Raw genomic sequence first — 13,506 nt, forward strand, 5'->3', positions numbered from 1 at the left:
AATCCTCCCAGCCGCGCCATATCAAGATCAGAACGCCTCAGTTTGTGCACCCCGCAGACTGAGGCGTTTTGCTATGTGACGCGCCCAAAAAACGCCCCGCAGAAGGCGGGGCGTTTTGGTCATTACCACATCAGATCGTCCGGAATCTCGTAGCCCGCGTACGGATCGTCCTCGCCGGTGTCATCGCTGGCCTTCTCGTGCAGCACCACCACCGCGCCGGCATCCCGCTCCATAATCTTGCGGGCGACGGTCTCAGGCACCACCTCGTAATTTTCACCGAGGCGGGCGATGGCCAGGCGCCCCCGGGACAGTGGGTCAACCATGGCGTCTTTCACCGACAGCTTCTTGATGGTCTTGCCGTCGACGAACTGGTACGTGGCCTCCGCACCCCGGCGGTCGAGCCGATGGGTTTCAATCAGCTGGCGAATCTGAGCCTGTATGGCTTTCAGCTCGGCGGCGCGCTGGCGTTCCAGGTTCAGTTGCCGATCGCGCTCGGCCTTCTCTTCCCGGGCCTGGCGGGCGCGCAGCTCGGCCTCGCTCACCTGGGTAGTGCCTTTGGGCTGCTGCTTGCGCTGTTTGCGCTTTTCGGTGCGCACGGCCCGGGCCTTTTTCTCATCGGCCAGGCCAACCTTCATCAACTGGTCCTGCAGGGATGCCATGGTGGTGTTCCTCGGATCATCCAGGGGTGTCTGGATTCGTGAATGATGCGTGTCTGGATGGCCGCCAGTATACCCACCCACGGACAGTATACCCACCGGCGCCGGCGCGGAAGCTACCGGAAATTCCGGGACGACACCGGCAGGGTGTCGATCAGATGGCTGAGATCGGACAGTCGTCCGGCCATCACGTGCACGATGTCGCCCTGGCGCTCCAGCACGCCACGCACATGCAGCAGCCTGGCGGTCAGCAAAGGGCGTCGCTGACGGCGGGCCGTGGCCAGCCAGACCACCACATTGACGTTGCCGGTTTCGTCTTCCAGGGTCACGAAGGTGACGCCGGAGGCGGTGCCGGGCCGCTGCCGCCCGGTTACCAGCCCGGCCACCTGAACGGGGACGCCGGAACGGGTGGCCGCCAACTGCTCGGCGGTCAGGCACGATTGCAGGTGGCCCTGCTCCCGCAGCAGGGCGAGTGGGTGCCGGCGCAGGGTCAGGCCCTGGCTGTCGTAGTCCGCCAATACGTTCTGGCCTTCGCTGGGTTCCGGTAGCCGGTCGCAGGGGCGAACGTCCGGGGCGAGCTCGCTGTCGGCAAACAGTTCGGTGGGGGTGTCCCGGTCCAGCAGTTGCCAGTAGGCCTGGTGGCGGTTGGCGGTAAAGCCGGGCATGGCGTGGGCGCCGGCAAGCAGTTCCAGGTCCCTCTGGTTCAGGACCGCCCGCTGGCGCAGCTCGGCGGCGCTCCGGTAGCCGCCGGTTGGGCGGCGCTGTTGAATGCGTTCGGCTCCGGCCTGGCTCAGGCCCCGGATCAGCCGAAGCCCAAGCCGGAGCTGCTGGTCCGGTCCCTCCAGGGTATGGTCCCACTGGCTCTGGTTGACGTCCGGCGGGTGTACGACCACACCGTGACGCCGGGCGTCCTGCACCAGCTGGGACGGCGAGTAGAACCCCATGGGCTGGCTGTTGAGCAGGGCGCAATAAAATGGCGCCGGGTGGTGTCGCTTGATCCACGCCGAGACGTACACCAGCAGGGCAAAGCTGGCAGCGTGGGACTCCGGGAAACCGTAGCCGCCAAAACCGCAGATCTGCTGGTACAACCGTTCGGCAAAGTCCGGGTCGTGGCCCCGCTCCAGCATGCCCTGGACCAGTTTGTCCCGGAACGGGGTGAGATCGCCGTGGGATTTCCAGGCTGCCATGGCCCGGCGCAGCTGATCGGCTTCCCCGGCGGAGAAGCCCGCCGCCACCATGGCCAGCTTGATCACCTGCTCCTGAAAAATGGGCACCCCCAGGGTTCGCTCCAGCACCCGGCGCACCGCGTCGTTGGGGTAGTCCACTGGCTCCTGGCCGTGCTTGCGGCGCAGATAGGGGTGCACCATGTCGCCCTGGATCGGCCCCGGGCGGACGATGGCCACCTCAATCACCAGGTCGTAGTAGGTTTCTGGTCGAAGCCTGGGCAGCATGTTGATCTGCGCCCGGGACTCCACCTGGAACACGCCGATGCTGTCACCCTCCTGCAGCATGGCGTAGGTGGCCGGGTCTTCCTGGGGAATGTCCTGGATGTGAAGGGGGCGGCCCCGCTGCTGGCTGATCAGGGCCAGGGCCTTGCGGATGGCCGACAGCATGCCCAGGGCCAGTACGTCCACTTTCATCAGGCCCAGGCTTTCCAGGTCGTCCTTGTCCCACTGGATCACCGTCCGTTCGGCCATGGCGGCGTTTTCCACCGGCACCAGATCCGCCAGCGGGCCGGCGCTGATGACAAACCCACCCACGTGCTGGGACAGGTGGCGCGGGAACCCGAGCAGGGTGTTGACCAGGGTGAAGAACTGCTCCGCCACCTTCGGGTTGCGGGTCAGGTTCTTATCGAGGATCTGCTGGCGCCACTGGCTGGCTTTGTCCCGCCAGTCGATGCCGTCCAGCAGTTGCTCTACCAGCGCCGGGTCAAAGCCCAGGGCCTTGCCCACGTCCCGGATGGCGCTTCGGGGCCGGTAGCGGATCACCGTGGCGGCCAGGGCGGCCCGCTCCCGGCCATAGCGCCGGTAGATGTACTGGATGACTTCTTCCCGGCGCTCGTGTTCAAAATCCACGTCAATGTCCGGCGGCTCGTCCCGGTCCTTGGAGATGAACCGTTCAAACAGCAGCTCCACCCGGGCCGGGTTGACCTCGGTGATGCCCAGGCAATAGCAGACTGCGGAGTTGGCGGCGGAGCCCCGGCCCTGGCACAGGATGCCCTGTTGCCGGGCGAAGGCAACGATGTCGTGGATGGTCAGGAAGTAGTGCTCATAGCGCAGCTCGGAAATCAGCGCCAGTTCTTTGCGGATCAGCCCCTGTACCGTTAGCGGTGTGCCCTCCGGATAACGCCGCCGTTCGCCTTCCCGGGTGAGGCGCGCCAGATGGCCGGCGGGGGTTTCCCCCTCGGGCACCAGGTCGGGCGGGTATTCGTAGCGCAGGGTGCCCGGGTCGAAGGTGCAGGTGTCGGCCACCGCCAGGGTTTCCCTCAGCCAGGCCTCGGGGAACAGCCGCTGCAGTACCGGCCAGGGCCGCAGGTAGCGCTCGGCGTTCTGGAACAGCCGGTGGCCGGCCTGCTCCAGGGAGGTCCGGTGGCGCAGGGCGGTCAGCACATCCTGCAGCGGTTGGCGCTCCCGGGCGTGCATGTGTACATCCCCGGTGGCCACCACCGGACAGCCAAGCTCGCCGGCCAGCCAGCGCACCCGGGCCAGCAGGCGGTCGTCGTCGGCGTCCAGGGTGCGGGTGGCGGCGATCCAGAACCGATGTTCGAACCGCCGGGCCAGAAAATCGCCGGTGGCCAGGGCCTGGTGGTCGTCGCCGTCAGCGGGCGGCTGCCACAGGCACAGGCACTGGTCCAGATCATGCCGGTCCAGATCCTGGCCATGCAGCACATACTGGCCCTTGCTGGCCCGTCGCCGGCCGGTGGTGATCAACTGGCACAACTGGGCGTAACCCTGGCGATTGCGGGCCAGCAAAATGAACCGGGGCGGAAGGCCACCGTCCGCCGCGTCCGAGAGGGTAAAACGGCTGCCGGTGATCAGGCGCACCGGGCTGTCCCGGAGCGCGGACCAGGCCCGGGGCATGCCGGCCACGGAGCACTCGTCGGTGATCGCCAGCGCCCGGTAACCCAGCTCCGCCGCCCGGGCAGCCAGTTCGTGGGGATGGGAGGCGCCGGTCAGGAAGGTGAAGTTGCTGACACAGGACAACTCGGCGTAACCGGCCATGGCGCTATCCAAACCAGCCGTGGATGAACCAGCCGTCGCGCACGTCCCGGAATACCCACGCCAGCTGGCCGCTGTGCAGGCGGGCAATGTAGTAGTCCCGGTGGACCGGTTGCCCGTCCCACCAGCCGCCCCGGATACGCTCCGGCCCGGACAACCAGTCCACCGGGGTTTCGGTCAGCGGATGCGGGCCCGGCAGCAGCCAGAGGGGGCGGTGCGGGGCATGCTCATGCGTTGGCTTCCGTGGAGCCTGCGCCTGCCGTATGGACCGGGCCAACCAGGCCCGCTCCGGGCGGTGGTCCGCCGCCGGGGCCAGCTGGGTGATCGCCTGGTCGCCCAGCCGGGCCTGGAGCCGGCTGATCAGGGTGTACCAGGCTTCGTTCAGGTCGGTCTGCTCGCCCAGCAGGTCCTGCCCGGCCGGAGCGTCGCGGCCGAGGAAACGGCGAACCAGAAGCCGAAGGGACACCACGGGGGCGGCCAGGGTCTGCTGGTCCAGGCGCAGCCGGATCAGGTTCAGGAAGGCCTCCGCCCGGTGCTCCGGCGCGGCGGTGCGGATACGCAGCCGGGTGTCTTCGTGGTGCCGGTGTACCAGCCGCAGGTGCAGACTGTCGGTGTCCTGCTGGCGCCAGCACAGGTCGTCTTCCAGCTCATTGAGCATGCGCTGGAGCGGAAACAGCAGACCCTGGGTGTGCTGGATGTCCTGCACAAAATCCGCCTGCTGGCGGAACTCGTGCGGCGGTTGCCAGGGCGCCCGGGGATCGGGCCGGGTGCCCAACACTTTCTGCAGGTACGCAAGGGTTTCCGGGGACAGGCGCCGGGCCAGCTCCGCCGGGGGCAGGGCGGCCACCTGGCCAAAGGTGGTCAGGCCCAGGCGCTGAAGCCGGGTGCTGGTGGTGGCGTCGAACCCGGCCTGTGCCAGGGGCAGGTTGTCCAGCAGGCGCCGGTGGTGCCCTGCGTCATCGGTGCATTCGCCCCGGCCGCTGCGGGCAAGCAGTCGCGCGGCCAGTGGCGTGTGGCCGGTGGCCACCCAGGCGGTCAACCGGCGTTCGTTCAGGGCCTGTTCCACGGACTGCCAGACGGCTGGCAGACCGCCGTACAGCCTCTGCAGGCTACCGACTTCCGCCATCAGGCCATCCGGCGGTTCCGGAACCAGATGGGCGGCCAGGTGATACAACCACCCTGCCTGTTCATCCAGCAGGCGGGCCTCCCGGGCCGAATCGGTGTGCACCAGGTGCAGTGATTCGGCAAGACTGAGGGCGGTTTTCAGGCGCTGGCCCGCCTGGATGCCCAGGTGTGACGCGTTCGGACAGGCCTGGACGATCCGCTGGCCCGCGCTATCGACAATGGCCAGCGGTTGATCATCCTGCCGGTCACGGCGCAGGTGATCCAGTAACAGGTGCGGGAAGTGCAGGTACAACCAGAGCATGGAATTACCGCCAAACGTGCCGTTAGGGACCGGGCCATGGGCCCTGGAGCACCGGCGTGCGTACCGGTGCGTTTTCCCTGGCCGCCTGTGGCTGGGTTGGCGGTGTGGCAGGCGCCAGATTTGCCCGGTGCCCCAGGTCCAGGGCGCAGCGTTGGCCGGGCCAACTGCCCCGGCGTTTGAGCACGTGGACGTTCAGCCGGTGCCGGTGGTCTGCGGCCAGCTCCAGGCGCAGGGCTGCGGGTGAGTTCTGTTCGGCCAGCCGGCGCTCCCGGAACAGCACGCACACGTTACTGCCGGCTTCCGCCGCCAGCTGCAGGCGGCGCAGATCGCGGGTGGCCAGGGTGCCGGGCCAGGCCAGAACCAGGCCGGTCACCGGGGACCGCAAGCAGTTCTCCAGGGTCCAGAGGGTATCGGCCGGGCGGGTGTGGACGATGACCAGGGCGTCGAGGTTTACCCCGTCCCGGGCCAGCGCCGGCGCGTAAGGCGTGTGGGGCGGATTGATCCAGAAGACAGTCTTGCCCGCGTCCCCCAGGCGCCGCATCAGGGGCAGCACCAGCTGCAGCTCGCCAATGCCCGGCGCGTCCAGCAGGCATTCGCTCAGGGCGCCCCGGGGCCAGCCCAGGCCGCCCAGCTGGTTGTCCAGGGCCTGATATCCGGTGGGCTCTGCCGGCAGAGCGCTCTGGTGTTGCGGCCGACCCTGCCAGACCCGGGCATCCTGTATCAGGGTGTTCAGCAGTTCGCTCATGATGGATGTCCCATAATACTGTTTAAATATACAGTATTCTGAAAGGGAACCTATTTCAAGCGATGTGGTCTGTCAGGGCAGGGTTGATAAACCTCCGGGTTGCACCCATAACTCGGGGAAACCCATGAACGGATAAGGTAGGAGCATGGCCGAGCATCCGGCGGACAATCCACTGACGCTGAAACTGGGGCACGAAGAGCTGGTCATTCGCCGGCGTTACGAGGTGATCAGCATTGCCAACGATTTTTTCATCGCCATCTGGTTCCTGATCGGCAGCATCCTGTTCCTGTACCCGGCGTATGAAACCGCAGCAATCTGGCTGTTTATTGTGGGCAGCGCCCAGTTCCTGGTTCGCCCGACCATCCGTCTGCTCAGCCACATTCACATACGGAGACTCCCACCGAACCCCTGGGAATCCTGACTTCTCTGGTATCGACCGCGTTATGAAAAAGCCTTCCCGAGCCTCGTTCCTGCTGGTCATTCTCCCCCTGGCCTTTTTCGCCGTGCTGGGCGGTGTCATCTTTGGCGGGCAGGCCTGGTCTGAACACCAGGAAAACGGCGACATCCGCCAGGCCATTTCCAGCAGCCTGCCGTCAGGCAAGCCGGTGGAGCTGGCCAATCTGGAGCGCACCCAGCACGGCTATGTGGTGTGTGGGACCTATCGCACCGCGGATAACCGGGGCGGTTTTTCCTCGTTTTACTACGACGCGGTCAATCGCCGGGTGGTGCTGGACGTACAGTCCCGCGTGTTTGAGGAAAACTGCGGCCTGGCAACCCTCTGTGACAACTGATGTCTGGCTCCGGCGTCCGTCGATGGGGCTGGGTCATAATGTCGCACACGGGCGTCCCGTGGTGGCTGCCTGATAGAGTAGGGCGCCGTTCATCCGAACAGGTCCATTCCGGGCCTTATCCCTGATTTGAGGACTCCGCCATGCGTACGGCTTTCCGCTGCCTGACCACCGCCGGCCCGCTGCTGGCCCTGCTGCCGTCACTCGCCTTGGCGGCCGGCATTGAGGTTTCGGACGCTCGTATCCGCCTGCTGCCCGGTGATACACCCGGCGCGGGTTATTTCCGCCTGCATAACGGCACGGAGGAGCCCGTGCGGCTCACCGGCGCCCGCAGCAACGCCTACTTGCACATCATGCTGCACGAAAGCATGCAGAAAGACGGCATGGCCAGCATGCATGCGGTGCCATCCCTGGAGATCGCGCCGGGGGCCGGCGTAGAGCTGAAGCCAGGCGGCTATCATCTGATGATGATGCAACGGCAGGCGCCGCTGTCCATCGGGGATGAGGTGCCGGTGACGCTGGAGTTTGACGGGCGCGACGCCCTGCCGGTCATGTTCAAGGTGGTCTCACCGGCGGCCATGTAATCAGACGGAGAGTGGGAACGATGGTGTTACGGGCATATCTGATACCGGCCCTGGTGGCCTTGGTGCTGGCGGGGTGCGGCGGCGAGGACTGGCGAACCACGGACATCTCCGAGCGGATGCCGGCGCTGGATTTTGATCTGATGAACGAAGACGGCCAGGCGGTCACCTGGGACGACTACGCCGGCAAGCCCACCCTCATGTTCTTTGGCTACACCCACTGCCCGGACGTTTGCCCGACCACGCTGGCCCAGTTGATGCTCAGCATCCGCAAGCTGGATCCGGCGCTGCGGGACGACCTGCAAGTGCTGTTCATTTCCGTGGACCCCAAGCGCGATACCCCGGAGATCCTGAAGACCTACACCGACGCATTCGGCCCGCAGTTCATCGGCCTGACCGGCACCAAGGCGCAGATCGACGCGGTCACCAATCGCTACCGGGTTACCTATACCCTGGGTGACCCGGACGCCAACGGCAACTACGACGTGACCCACTCCAGCGCGGTGTTCGCGTTCCGGGGCGATGGCAAACCGGCGTTCCTGGCCATCCAGAGTGATCCGCCCAGCGCCATCACCGGCGACATCAACACGCTGGTGAGGGAGAGTCAGGGCGGTTGACGGCCTGCCGCTGGCGTGCCCAGCGGATGCCGTCGATCATCAGGAACACCAGCAGGCTTACCCCCATGACCGGCAGGCTGATGCCCAGCGCAATCGCAACCAGGCCGCTGGCGCAGCGTCGCGCGGGTGACAGTGCCAGCCACGCACCCAGCAGCGGCTGAAGGGTCGGGCCCGCCATGGGGCGGCGACGCCACCAGAGCCGGTACCCGAGCACAATCAGCGCGCACAGGCCGACGCCGAACGCCGCCAGCAGCAGCTGGTTTGGCCACCCGAACAGGACGCCCATGTGGGCGTCAATGCCCCAGCGGATCAGGTTGGCAATCAGCGGATACTCGGCGAAATCGGCCCGGCTCACCACCGTCAGCGAGGCGGGATCGATGGCCACGGCGTCCACCTGGGTGGGCCAGGCGCGGTCGATCTCCCGGACCGTCCAGGCTCGTCCGGGTTCTGCGGCAGGTAGGATTTCCAGCTTGGCGGCATCCAGGCCCGCGGTTCTGGCGGCGCTGAGTACCTCGTCAAATGTTGCAGCGGCCGGCCCGGCGGACTCGCTCTCCGGTGCCGGGCCATTCCCGGCGCCGTGATGTTCGTGGTGGGGCAATGCGGTGCTGACCGAGGGGGTGACCCAGCCAATACTGGCCCGGACCTTGCCGATGTTCTCGCCGGCCCACCGGGACCACGTCAGTCCGGTGGCGGAGAAAAACACCAGCCCCAGAGCGAGTGCCCAGCCCAGGCGGACATGCCAGCGCCGGAGCGTGCGCCGGTTGGTAGGCCCGGTAGCCGTTGTCCGGCGCCGCTGCGACCACAGATACAGGCCGCCCAGAGCCGCCACCCAAAGCCAGGATGCCGCCAGTTCACTGTAGTAGCGCCCCATCTCGCCGAGCAGCAATTGCCGGTGCAGAAAGTCCAGGGTCATGCCCAGCGGCAGCACACCGCTGGTGCCGTAGACCGGCAGGTCGCCGGTGATGTCCAGGGTATCGGGCGCCACGAAAACGGCGCGAACGCCGGACAGGCTGGCCTCCGGATCCTGGAACAGAACGCGGGTGGTGTCTCCCGGGTGCGGGGCGGGCCGAACCGCCACCAGGGGCAGCGGGGTGGTCAGGTGTGCCTGTGCTGCCTGAATCTGCGCCGCCAGGGGCTGCTCGGTGCCGCTCGGTAACGTGGTCAGCACATCCTGGTAGACAAAGTGTTCGATCTGGGGAGACAGCACATACAGGGTGCCGCTCAGAGCTGCCGCTAAGATGAACGGGCCAACGAACAGGCCAATGTAAAAATGCAGCCGGGTCAGCAGGGCCTGCCAGGTTGCGCCAGTCGACGTTGCCATACGGGATCTGTCCATTCGTGATAGGGTGCAAGTGAGACGCAATCCTATCACTGGCGTGATGAAAATCCCGGGTTCCGCGCGCGCCTGCGGCAATCGGTCACGGGCGGTAGAGGCTTTCGGCTACCGCTTATGGTCCAGTTGCCGTTTGTCTCGTATCGGTTCCCGGCCACCCGCATTTTCCTGTACATTCAGGAATAGCTTCCTATTCATCAAATGGAGACACGGCGTATGAGCGATCCAACCTACACCCCGCCCAAAGTCTGGACCTGGGATTCGGAAAGCGGCGGGCGCTTTGCCAACATCAACCGCCCGATTGCCGGCCCGACCCACGACAAGGCGCTGCCGGTGGGTAAGCACCCGATCCAGCTGTACTCCCTGGCCACGCCGAACGGGGTAAAGGCTTCCGTGATGCTGGAAGAGCTACTCGCCAAGGGCCACAAAGGCGCGGAATACGACGCCTGGCTGATCAACATTGGCGAGGGCGACCAGTTCAGCAGCGGGTTTGTCGAGGCCAACCCCAACTCCAAGATTCCTGCGATGGTGGATCACAGCGAGCAACCGGCCCTGCGGGTGTTCGAGTCCGGCTCCATCCTGCTCTACCTGGCGGACAAGTTCGGCGAGTTCCTGCCCAAAGACCTGGCCGGCCGCACAGAAGCCATGAACTGGCTGTTCTGGCAGATGGGCAGCGCGCCGTTCCTCGGCGGTGGCTTCGGCCACTTTTACGCCTACGCGCCGGAGAAGTACGAGTACCCGATCAACCGGTACACCATGGAAGTGAAGCGGCAACTGGACGTGCTGAACCGGCAGTTGGCGGACAATCGGTACATCGCGGGTGATGAGTACACCATCGCCGATATGGCCATCTGGCCCTGGTATGGCGCGCTGGTCAAAGGCCTGGTGTATGACGCGGCCGAGTTCCTGGAAGCCCACACCTACACCCACGTGGTGCGTTGGGCGGATGAGATTGCCAAGCGCCCGGCCGTTCAGCGTGGGCGCATGGTCAACCGGACCTGGGGCGAGCCGTCGTCGCAGCTGCACGAGCGCCACGACGCCAGCGACTTTGACACCAAGACCCAGGACAAGATCGGCGGCCAGTCCGGCTCCTGATGCTTGGGCCGGCCCCACCCAGGGCGGTTTTACGCCCTGGGACGCCGGTCACCCTCCATGATTTTTGCCACGAACACCGCCTTCCCGTAGGTCTCGAACGACCACTTCATGGTGTCTGACAGCAGCGCCATCACTTCATCGTACTCGCCGAAAATCTCGGTGCTCATGCGCCCGGGGTAAACCTCCAACCCGCTCTGGCGCAGGCGCTCGATCAGCTCGAGAATCGGCGGCTTGTAATCGTCCCGCAGGGGGTAGCAGCTTAGTTGAACGGAAAGATACATGGTGTTCTCCTCGTGTCCGGTTGCGGTGTTCAGTAGCCCATGGCGGATGAGGTGCTGCGCCTGGGGTCCGCGCCGCCGTAGAGCAGGCCGTCGTCACCCACCTCGATGCTCTGGATGGCGCCCATCGCGGGTTTGACCACCACGTGGTGCCCCATGGCCTCCAGCCGTTCGATGGTGTCCGGGCTGACGCCCTGTTCCACTCGCAGCTCATCCGGCAGCCACTGGTGATGGATGCGGGGCACGCTCACGGCCGTCTGGATGTTCATCCCATGGTCAATCACATTGAGGATCACCTGCAAGGTGGTGGTGATAATTCGTGAACCACCGGGGCTGCCCGTTACCAGGAAGTTCCTGCCATCCTTGCGCACGATGGTGGGGGACATGGAGCTGAGCATCCGCTTGCCCGGTTCCACCTTGTTGGCCTCGCCGCCGATCAGCCCGTAGGCGTTGGGCACGCCAGGCTTGGCGCTGAAATCGTCCATCTCGTTGTTGAGCAGGAAGCCGGCGCCCTCAACGGTAATTCCCGAGCCGTAGCTGAAGTTGATGGTGTAGGTGTTGGAGACCGCGTTGCCCCAGCGGTCCACCACCGAGAAGTGGGTGGTTTCATTGCTCTCGTAAGGCGCCGGCTGGCCGGGGCCGATCTCGCTGGCTGGCCGCGCCCGGTCCGGCTGAATGGTTTTGCGCAGGGCATCGGCGTAGGCCTTGCTGGTGAGCGCCTGGACGGGCACGTCCACGAAGTCGCTGTCCCCCAGGTATTTTGATCGATCCGCGTAGGCCAGCTTCATGGCCTCCGCCATGTGGTGGATGGTACGCGCTGAATTGAACCCCCAGTCGGCGATGGGGTAGGCCTCCAGCAAGTTGAGGATCTGCACGATGTGGGTGCCGCCGGAGGAGGGGGGCGACATGGAATAGACGTCGTAGCCCCGGTAGGTGCCGTGCACCGGCGTGCGGATCACCGGCCGGTAGCTCTTCAGGTCTTCCCGGGTAATCAGCCCGCCGTGCCGGGCCATTTCCTCGGCGATTAGATCGGCGGTCCGGCCCTCGTAGAAGCCTTTCACGCCCTGGTCGGCGATCCGTTGCAGGGTGTCGGCCAGGGCCGGCTGACGAAACCGTTCGCCGGGCTGCGGCGCGCTGCCGTCCTCGTGATAGAACGTCTTGCGGGTGCTGTCCCACCGTTGCAGGCGGTCCCGGGCCTGCTCCAGGCCTTCAGTGAAGCGCGGCGGCACGATGAACCCGTCCCGGGCCAGGCGTATGGCCGGCGCCAGGGCTTCCGCCAGGCTGATGGTGCCATAGCGTTCGAGCGCCAGGGCAAAGCCGGCGACGGTGCCGGGCACCCCGGACGCCAGGTGGGTAAACCGGCTGCGCTCCGGCACCACCTCGCCCTCGGCGTTCTGGAACATGGTTTCGGTGGCCCCCGCCGGGGCCGTTTCCCGGTAATCGATGGCCACTGGTTCACCGCCGTCGCCCGGGGCGAACAGCATGAAACCACCGCCGCCGATGTTGCCGGACCGGGGTTGGGTAACGGCCAGGGCAAAGCCGGCGGTGACCGCCGCGTCGACGGCGTTGCCGCCGTTCTTCAGGACCGTCAGCGCCACCTCGGTGGCGGCCGGGTGGCTGGTGGCCACCATGCCGTGCCGGGCCTGTACGGGGTGGAAGCGTTCACCCTCCAGAATGGCCTGGGCCAGGGCGCCGGGCAGCCAGCCCAGCAGCAGTAAAAACACGACCGTACGCATGCGTCCATTCCTCGTTTTAGGCATTCAGATAGGCTATGATAGTCGGTCATTTTTCATGGTGCGTACCGATCCCGTCCACGATCTGCCCACGCGGTTCCCGTCGCACCTGCTTTCCCGGATTCATGTTAAGGAAAGGCGTTATGCAGCATACCTATCGTCTTGTGATTTCCTGCCCGGACCGGGTCGGAATCGTTGCCAAGGTGAGTAATTTCCTGTCCACCTACAACGGCTGGATTACCGAGGCGAGCCACCATTCCGATGCCCAGACCGGCTGGTTCTTCATGCGCCATGAAATCAAGGCCGAATCCATTCCGTTTGGCCTGGACCAGTTCCGCGCCGCTTTCGAGCCGATTGCCCGGGAATTCAACATGAACTGGCGCATCGAGGACTCGGCCCGTCGCAAGCGGGTGGTGCTCATGTGCAGCAAGGAATCCCATTGCCTGGCGGACCTCCTGTACCGCTGGCACAGCAACGAGTTGAACGTGGAAATCGTGGCGGTCATTTCCAACCACAACGATTTGCGCCGGATGGTGGAATGGCACGAAATTCCCTACCACCACGTGCCGGTCACCAAAGACACCAAGGCCGCGGCATTCGAGCAGATCGACGGGCTGCTGGAGCAGTACGAGGCAGACGTCGTCGTGCTGGCCCGCTACATGCAGATCCTGCCGGCGTCCGTGTGCGAGAAGTATGCGGGCAAAGTGATCAACATCCATCACAGCTTCCTGCCGTCCTTTGCCGGCGCCCGGCCTTACCATCAGGCCTACAGCCGGGGTGTGAAACTGATTGGCGCCACCTGCCACTATGTCACCCAGGACCTGGACGAAGGCCCGATCATCGAGCAGGACGTGATCCGGATCAGCCACAGCGACGCCATTGACGACATGGTCCGCCTGGGCAAGGACGTGGAGAAAAACGTGCTGGCACGGGGCCTGCGGGCGCACATCGAGGACCGGGTCATCACCTACGAAAACAAGACGGTGGTATTTGACTGAGCGCACCGGGGCCTGCTCCGGCGCGGAGCGGACTGTGG

Annotated in this window: 13 protein-coding genes; 6 read left to right on the top strand and 7 right to left on the bottom strand. The window is 65.6% G+C overall.

What is annotated here, in order from left to right; all coding sequences use genetic code 11:
• Positions 1–122: 122 nt before the first annotated feature.
• The 4 genes from V3388_RS15900 to imuA all read right to left on the bottom strand — a co-directional run bounded on the left by V3388_RS15900 (position 123) and on the right by imuA (position 6,045).
• On the bottom strand, positions 123–659 hold the full coding sequence (locus V3388_RS15900) for a DUF2058 domain-containing protein (protein ID WP_336368551.1): 537 nt from the start codon (positions 657–659) through the stop codon (positions 123–125).
• 113 nt (positions 660–772) lie between these two features.
• Positions 773–3,877, bottom strand: coding sequence for an error-prone DNA polymerase (locus V3388_RS15905; protein WP_336368552.1), 3,105 nt, complete (start codon positions 3,875–3,877; stop codon positions 773–775).
• Positions 3,878–3,881: 4 nt separating this feature from the next.
• A complete protein-coding gene (locus tag V3388_RS15910) occupies positions 3,882–5,300 on the bottom strand; it encodes a Y-family DNA polymerase (protein ID WP_336368553.1) in 1,419 nt (472 codons plus the stop codon).
• Between the two features lie 22 nt (positions 5,301–5,322).
• Positions 5,323–6,045, bottom strand: coding sequence for a translesion DNA synthesis-associated protein ImuA (gene imuA, locus V3388_RS15915; protein WP_336368554.1), 723 nt, complete (start codon positions 6,043–6,045; stop codon positions 5,323–5,325).
• Between the two features lie 145 nt (positions 6,046–6,190).
• On the opposite strand from imuA, the gene V3388_RS15920 reads away from it, so the two are divergent.
• From V3388_RS15920 to V3388_RS15935, 4 genes are all read left to right on the top strand, one after another.
• The gene (locus tag V3388_RS15920; RefSeq protein ID WP_336368555.1) at positions 6,191–6,466 is read left to right on the top strand and encodes a YrhK family protein; all 276 of its coding nucleotides are present in this window, start codon (positions 6,191–6,193) and stop codon (positions 6,464–6,466) included.
• 22 nt (positions 6,467–6,488) lie between these two features.
• Positions 6,489–6,836 carry a hypothetical protein gene (locus tag V3388_RS15925; protein ID WP_336368556.1) on the top strand — a complete coding sequence of 116 codons (348 nt, stop codon included), beginning with the start codon at positions 6,489–6,491 and terminating at the stop codon, positions 6,834–6,836.
• A 140-nt stretch (positions 6,837–6,976) separates the two neighbouring features.
• The gene (locus tag V3388_RS15930) at positions 6,977–7,417 is read left to right on the top strand and encodes a copper chaperone PCu(A)C (protein WP_336368557.1); all 441 of its coding nucleotides are present in this window, start codon (positions 6,977–6,979) and stop codon (positions 7,415–7,417) included.
• Positions 7,418–7,437: 20 nt separating this feature from the next.
• The gene (locus tag V3388_RS15935; protein ID WP_336368558.1) at positions 7,438–8,031 is read left to right on the top strand and encodes an SCO family protein; all 594 of its coding nucleotides are present in this window, start codon (positions 7,438–7,440) and stop codon (positions 8,029–8,031) included.
• On the opposite strand, the gene V3388_RS15940 is transcribed toward V3388_RS15935, so the two are convergent.
• A complete protein-coding gene (locus V3388_RS15940) occupies positions 7,997–9,352 on the bottom strand; it encodes a PepSY-associated TM helix domain-containing protein (RefSeq protein WP_336368559.1) in 1,356 nt (451 codons plus the stop codon). The genes V3388_RS15935 and V3388_RS15940 overlap by 35 nt on opposite strands.
• Before the next feature lie 228 nt (positions 9,353–9,580).
• On the opposite strand from V3388_RS15940, the gene yghU reads away from it, so the two are divergent.
• Positions 9,581–10,459, top strand: coding sequence for a glutathione-dependent disulfide-bond oxidoreductase (yghU, locus tag V3388_RS15945; protein WP_336368560.1), 879 nt, complete (start codon positions 9,581–9,583; stop codon positions 10,457–10,459).
• 29 nt (positions 10,460–10,488) lie between these two features.
• On the opposite strand, the gene V3388_RS15950 is transcribed toward yghU, so the two are convergent.
• Positions 10,489–10,740, bottom strand: coding sequence for a thiamine-binding protein (locus tag V3388_RS15950; protein ID WP_336368561.1), 252 nt, complete (start codon positions 10,738–10,740; stop codon positions 10,489–10,491).
• Between the two features lie 29 nt (positions 10,741–10,769).
• Positions 10,770–12,473: a gamma-glutamyltransferase gene (gene ggt, locus V3388_RS15955; RefSeq protein WP_336368562.1), complete on the bottom strand. Its 1,704-nt coding sequence runs from the start codon at positions 12,471–12,473 to the stop codon at positions 10,770–10,772.
• Positions 12,474–12,613: 140 nt separating this feature from the next.
• On the opposite strand from ggt, the gene purU reads away from it, so the two are divergent.
• The gene (gene purU / locus V3388_RS15960) at positions 12,614–13,468 is read left to right on the top strand and encodes a formyltetrahydrofolate deformylase (protein ID WP_336368563.1); all 855 of its coding nucleotides are present in this window, start codon (positions 12,614–12,616) and stop codon (positions 13,466–13,468) included.
• Positions 13,469–13,506 lie beyond the last annotated feature (38 nt).

Source organism: Marinobacter sp. C2H3, from assembly GCF_037080155.1.
Taxonomy (GTDB): domain Bacteria; phylum Pseudomonadota; class Gammaproteobacteria; order Pseudomonadales; family Oleiphilaceae; genus Marinobacter.

Bases quoted from the DNA above. Each gene is read 5' to 3' on its own strand.
- V3388_RS15930 (WP_336368557.1), top strand. From the start codon at position 6,977: ATGCGTACGGCTTTCCGCTGCCTGACCACCGCCGGCCCGCTGCTGGCC.
- purU (WP_336368563.1), top strand. From the start codon at position 12,614: ATGCAGCATACCTATCGTCTTGTGATTTCCTGCCCGGACCGGGTCGGA.
- yghU (WP_336368560.1), top strand. From the start codon at position 9,581: ATGAGCGATCCAACCTACACCCCGCCCAAAGTCTGGACCTGGGATTCG.
- V3388_RS15925 (WP_336368556.1), top strand. From the start codon at position 6,489: ATGAAAAAGCCTTCCCGAGCCTCGTTCCTGCTGGTCATTCTCCCCCTG.
- V3388_RS15920 (WP_336368555.1), top strand. From the start codon at position 6,191: ATGGCCGAGCATCCGGCGGACAATCCACTGACGCTGAAACTGGGGCAC.
- V3388_RS15910 (WP_336368553.1), bottom strand. From the start codon at position 5,300: ATGCTCTGGTTGTACCTGCACTTCCCGCACCTGTTACTGGATCACCTG.
- V3388_RS15900 (WP_336368551.1), bottom strand. From the start codon at position 659: ATGGCATCCCTGCAGGACCAGTTGATGAAGGTTGGCCTGGCCGATGAG.
- V3388_RS15940 (WP_336368559.1), bottom strand. From the start codon at position 9,352: ATGGCAACGTCGACTGGCGCAACCTGGCAGGCCCTGCTGACCCGGCTG.
- ggt (WP_336368562.1), bottom strand. From the start codon at position 12,473: ATGCGTACGGTCGTGTTTTTACTGCTGCTGGGCTGGCTGCCCGGCGCC.
- V3388_RS15950 (WP_336368561.1), bottom strand. From the start codon at position 10,740: ATGTATCTTTCCGTTCAACTAAGCTGCTACCCCCTGCGGGACGATTAC.
- imuA (WP_336368554.1), bottom strand. From the start codon at position 6,045: ATGAGCGAACTGCTGAACACCCTGATACAGGATGCCCGGGTCTGGCAG.
- V3388_RS15905 (WP_336368552.1), bottom strand. From the start codon at position 3,877: ATGGCCGGTTACGCCGAGTTGTCCTGTGTCAGCAACTTCACCTTCCTG.
- V3388_RS15935 (WP_336368558.1), top strand. From the start codon at position 7,438: ATGGTGTTACGGGCATATCTGATACCGGCCCTGGTGGCCTTGGTGCTG.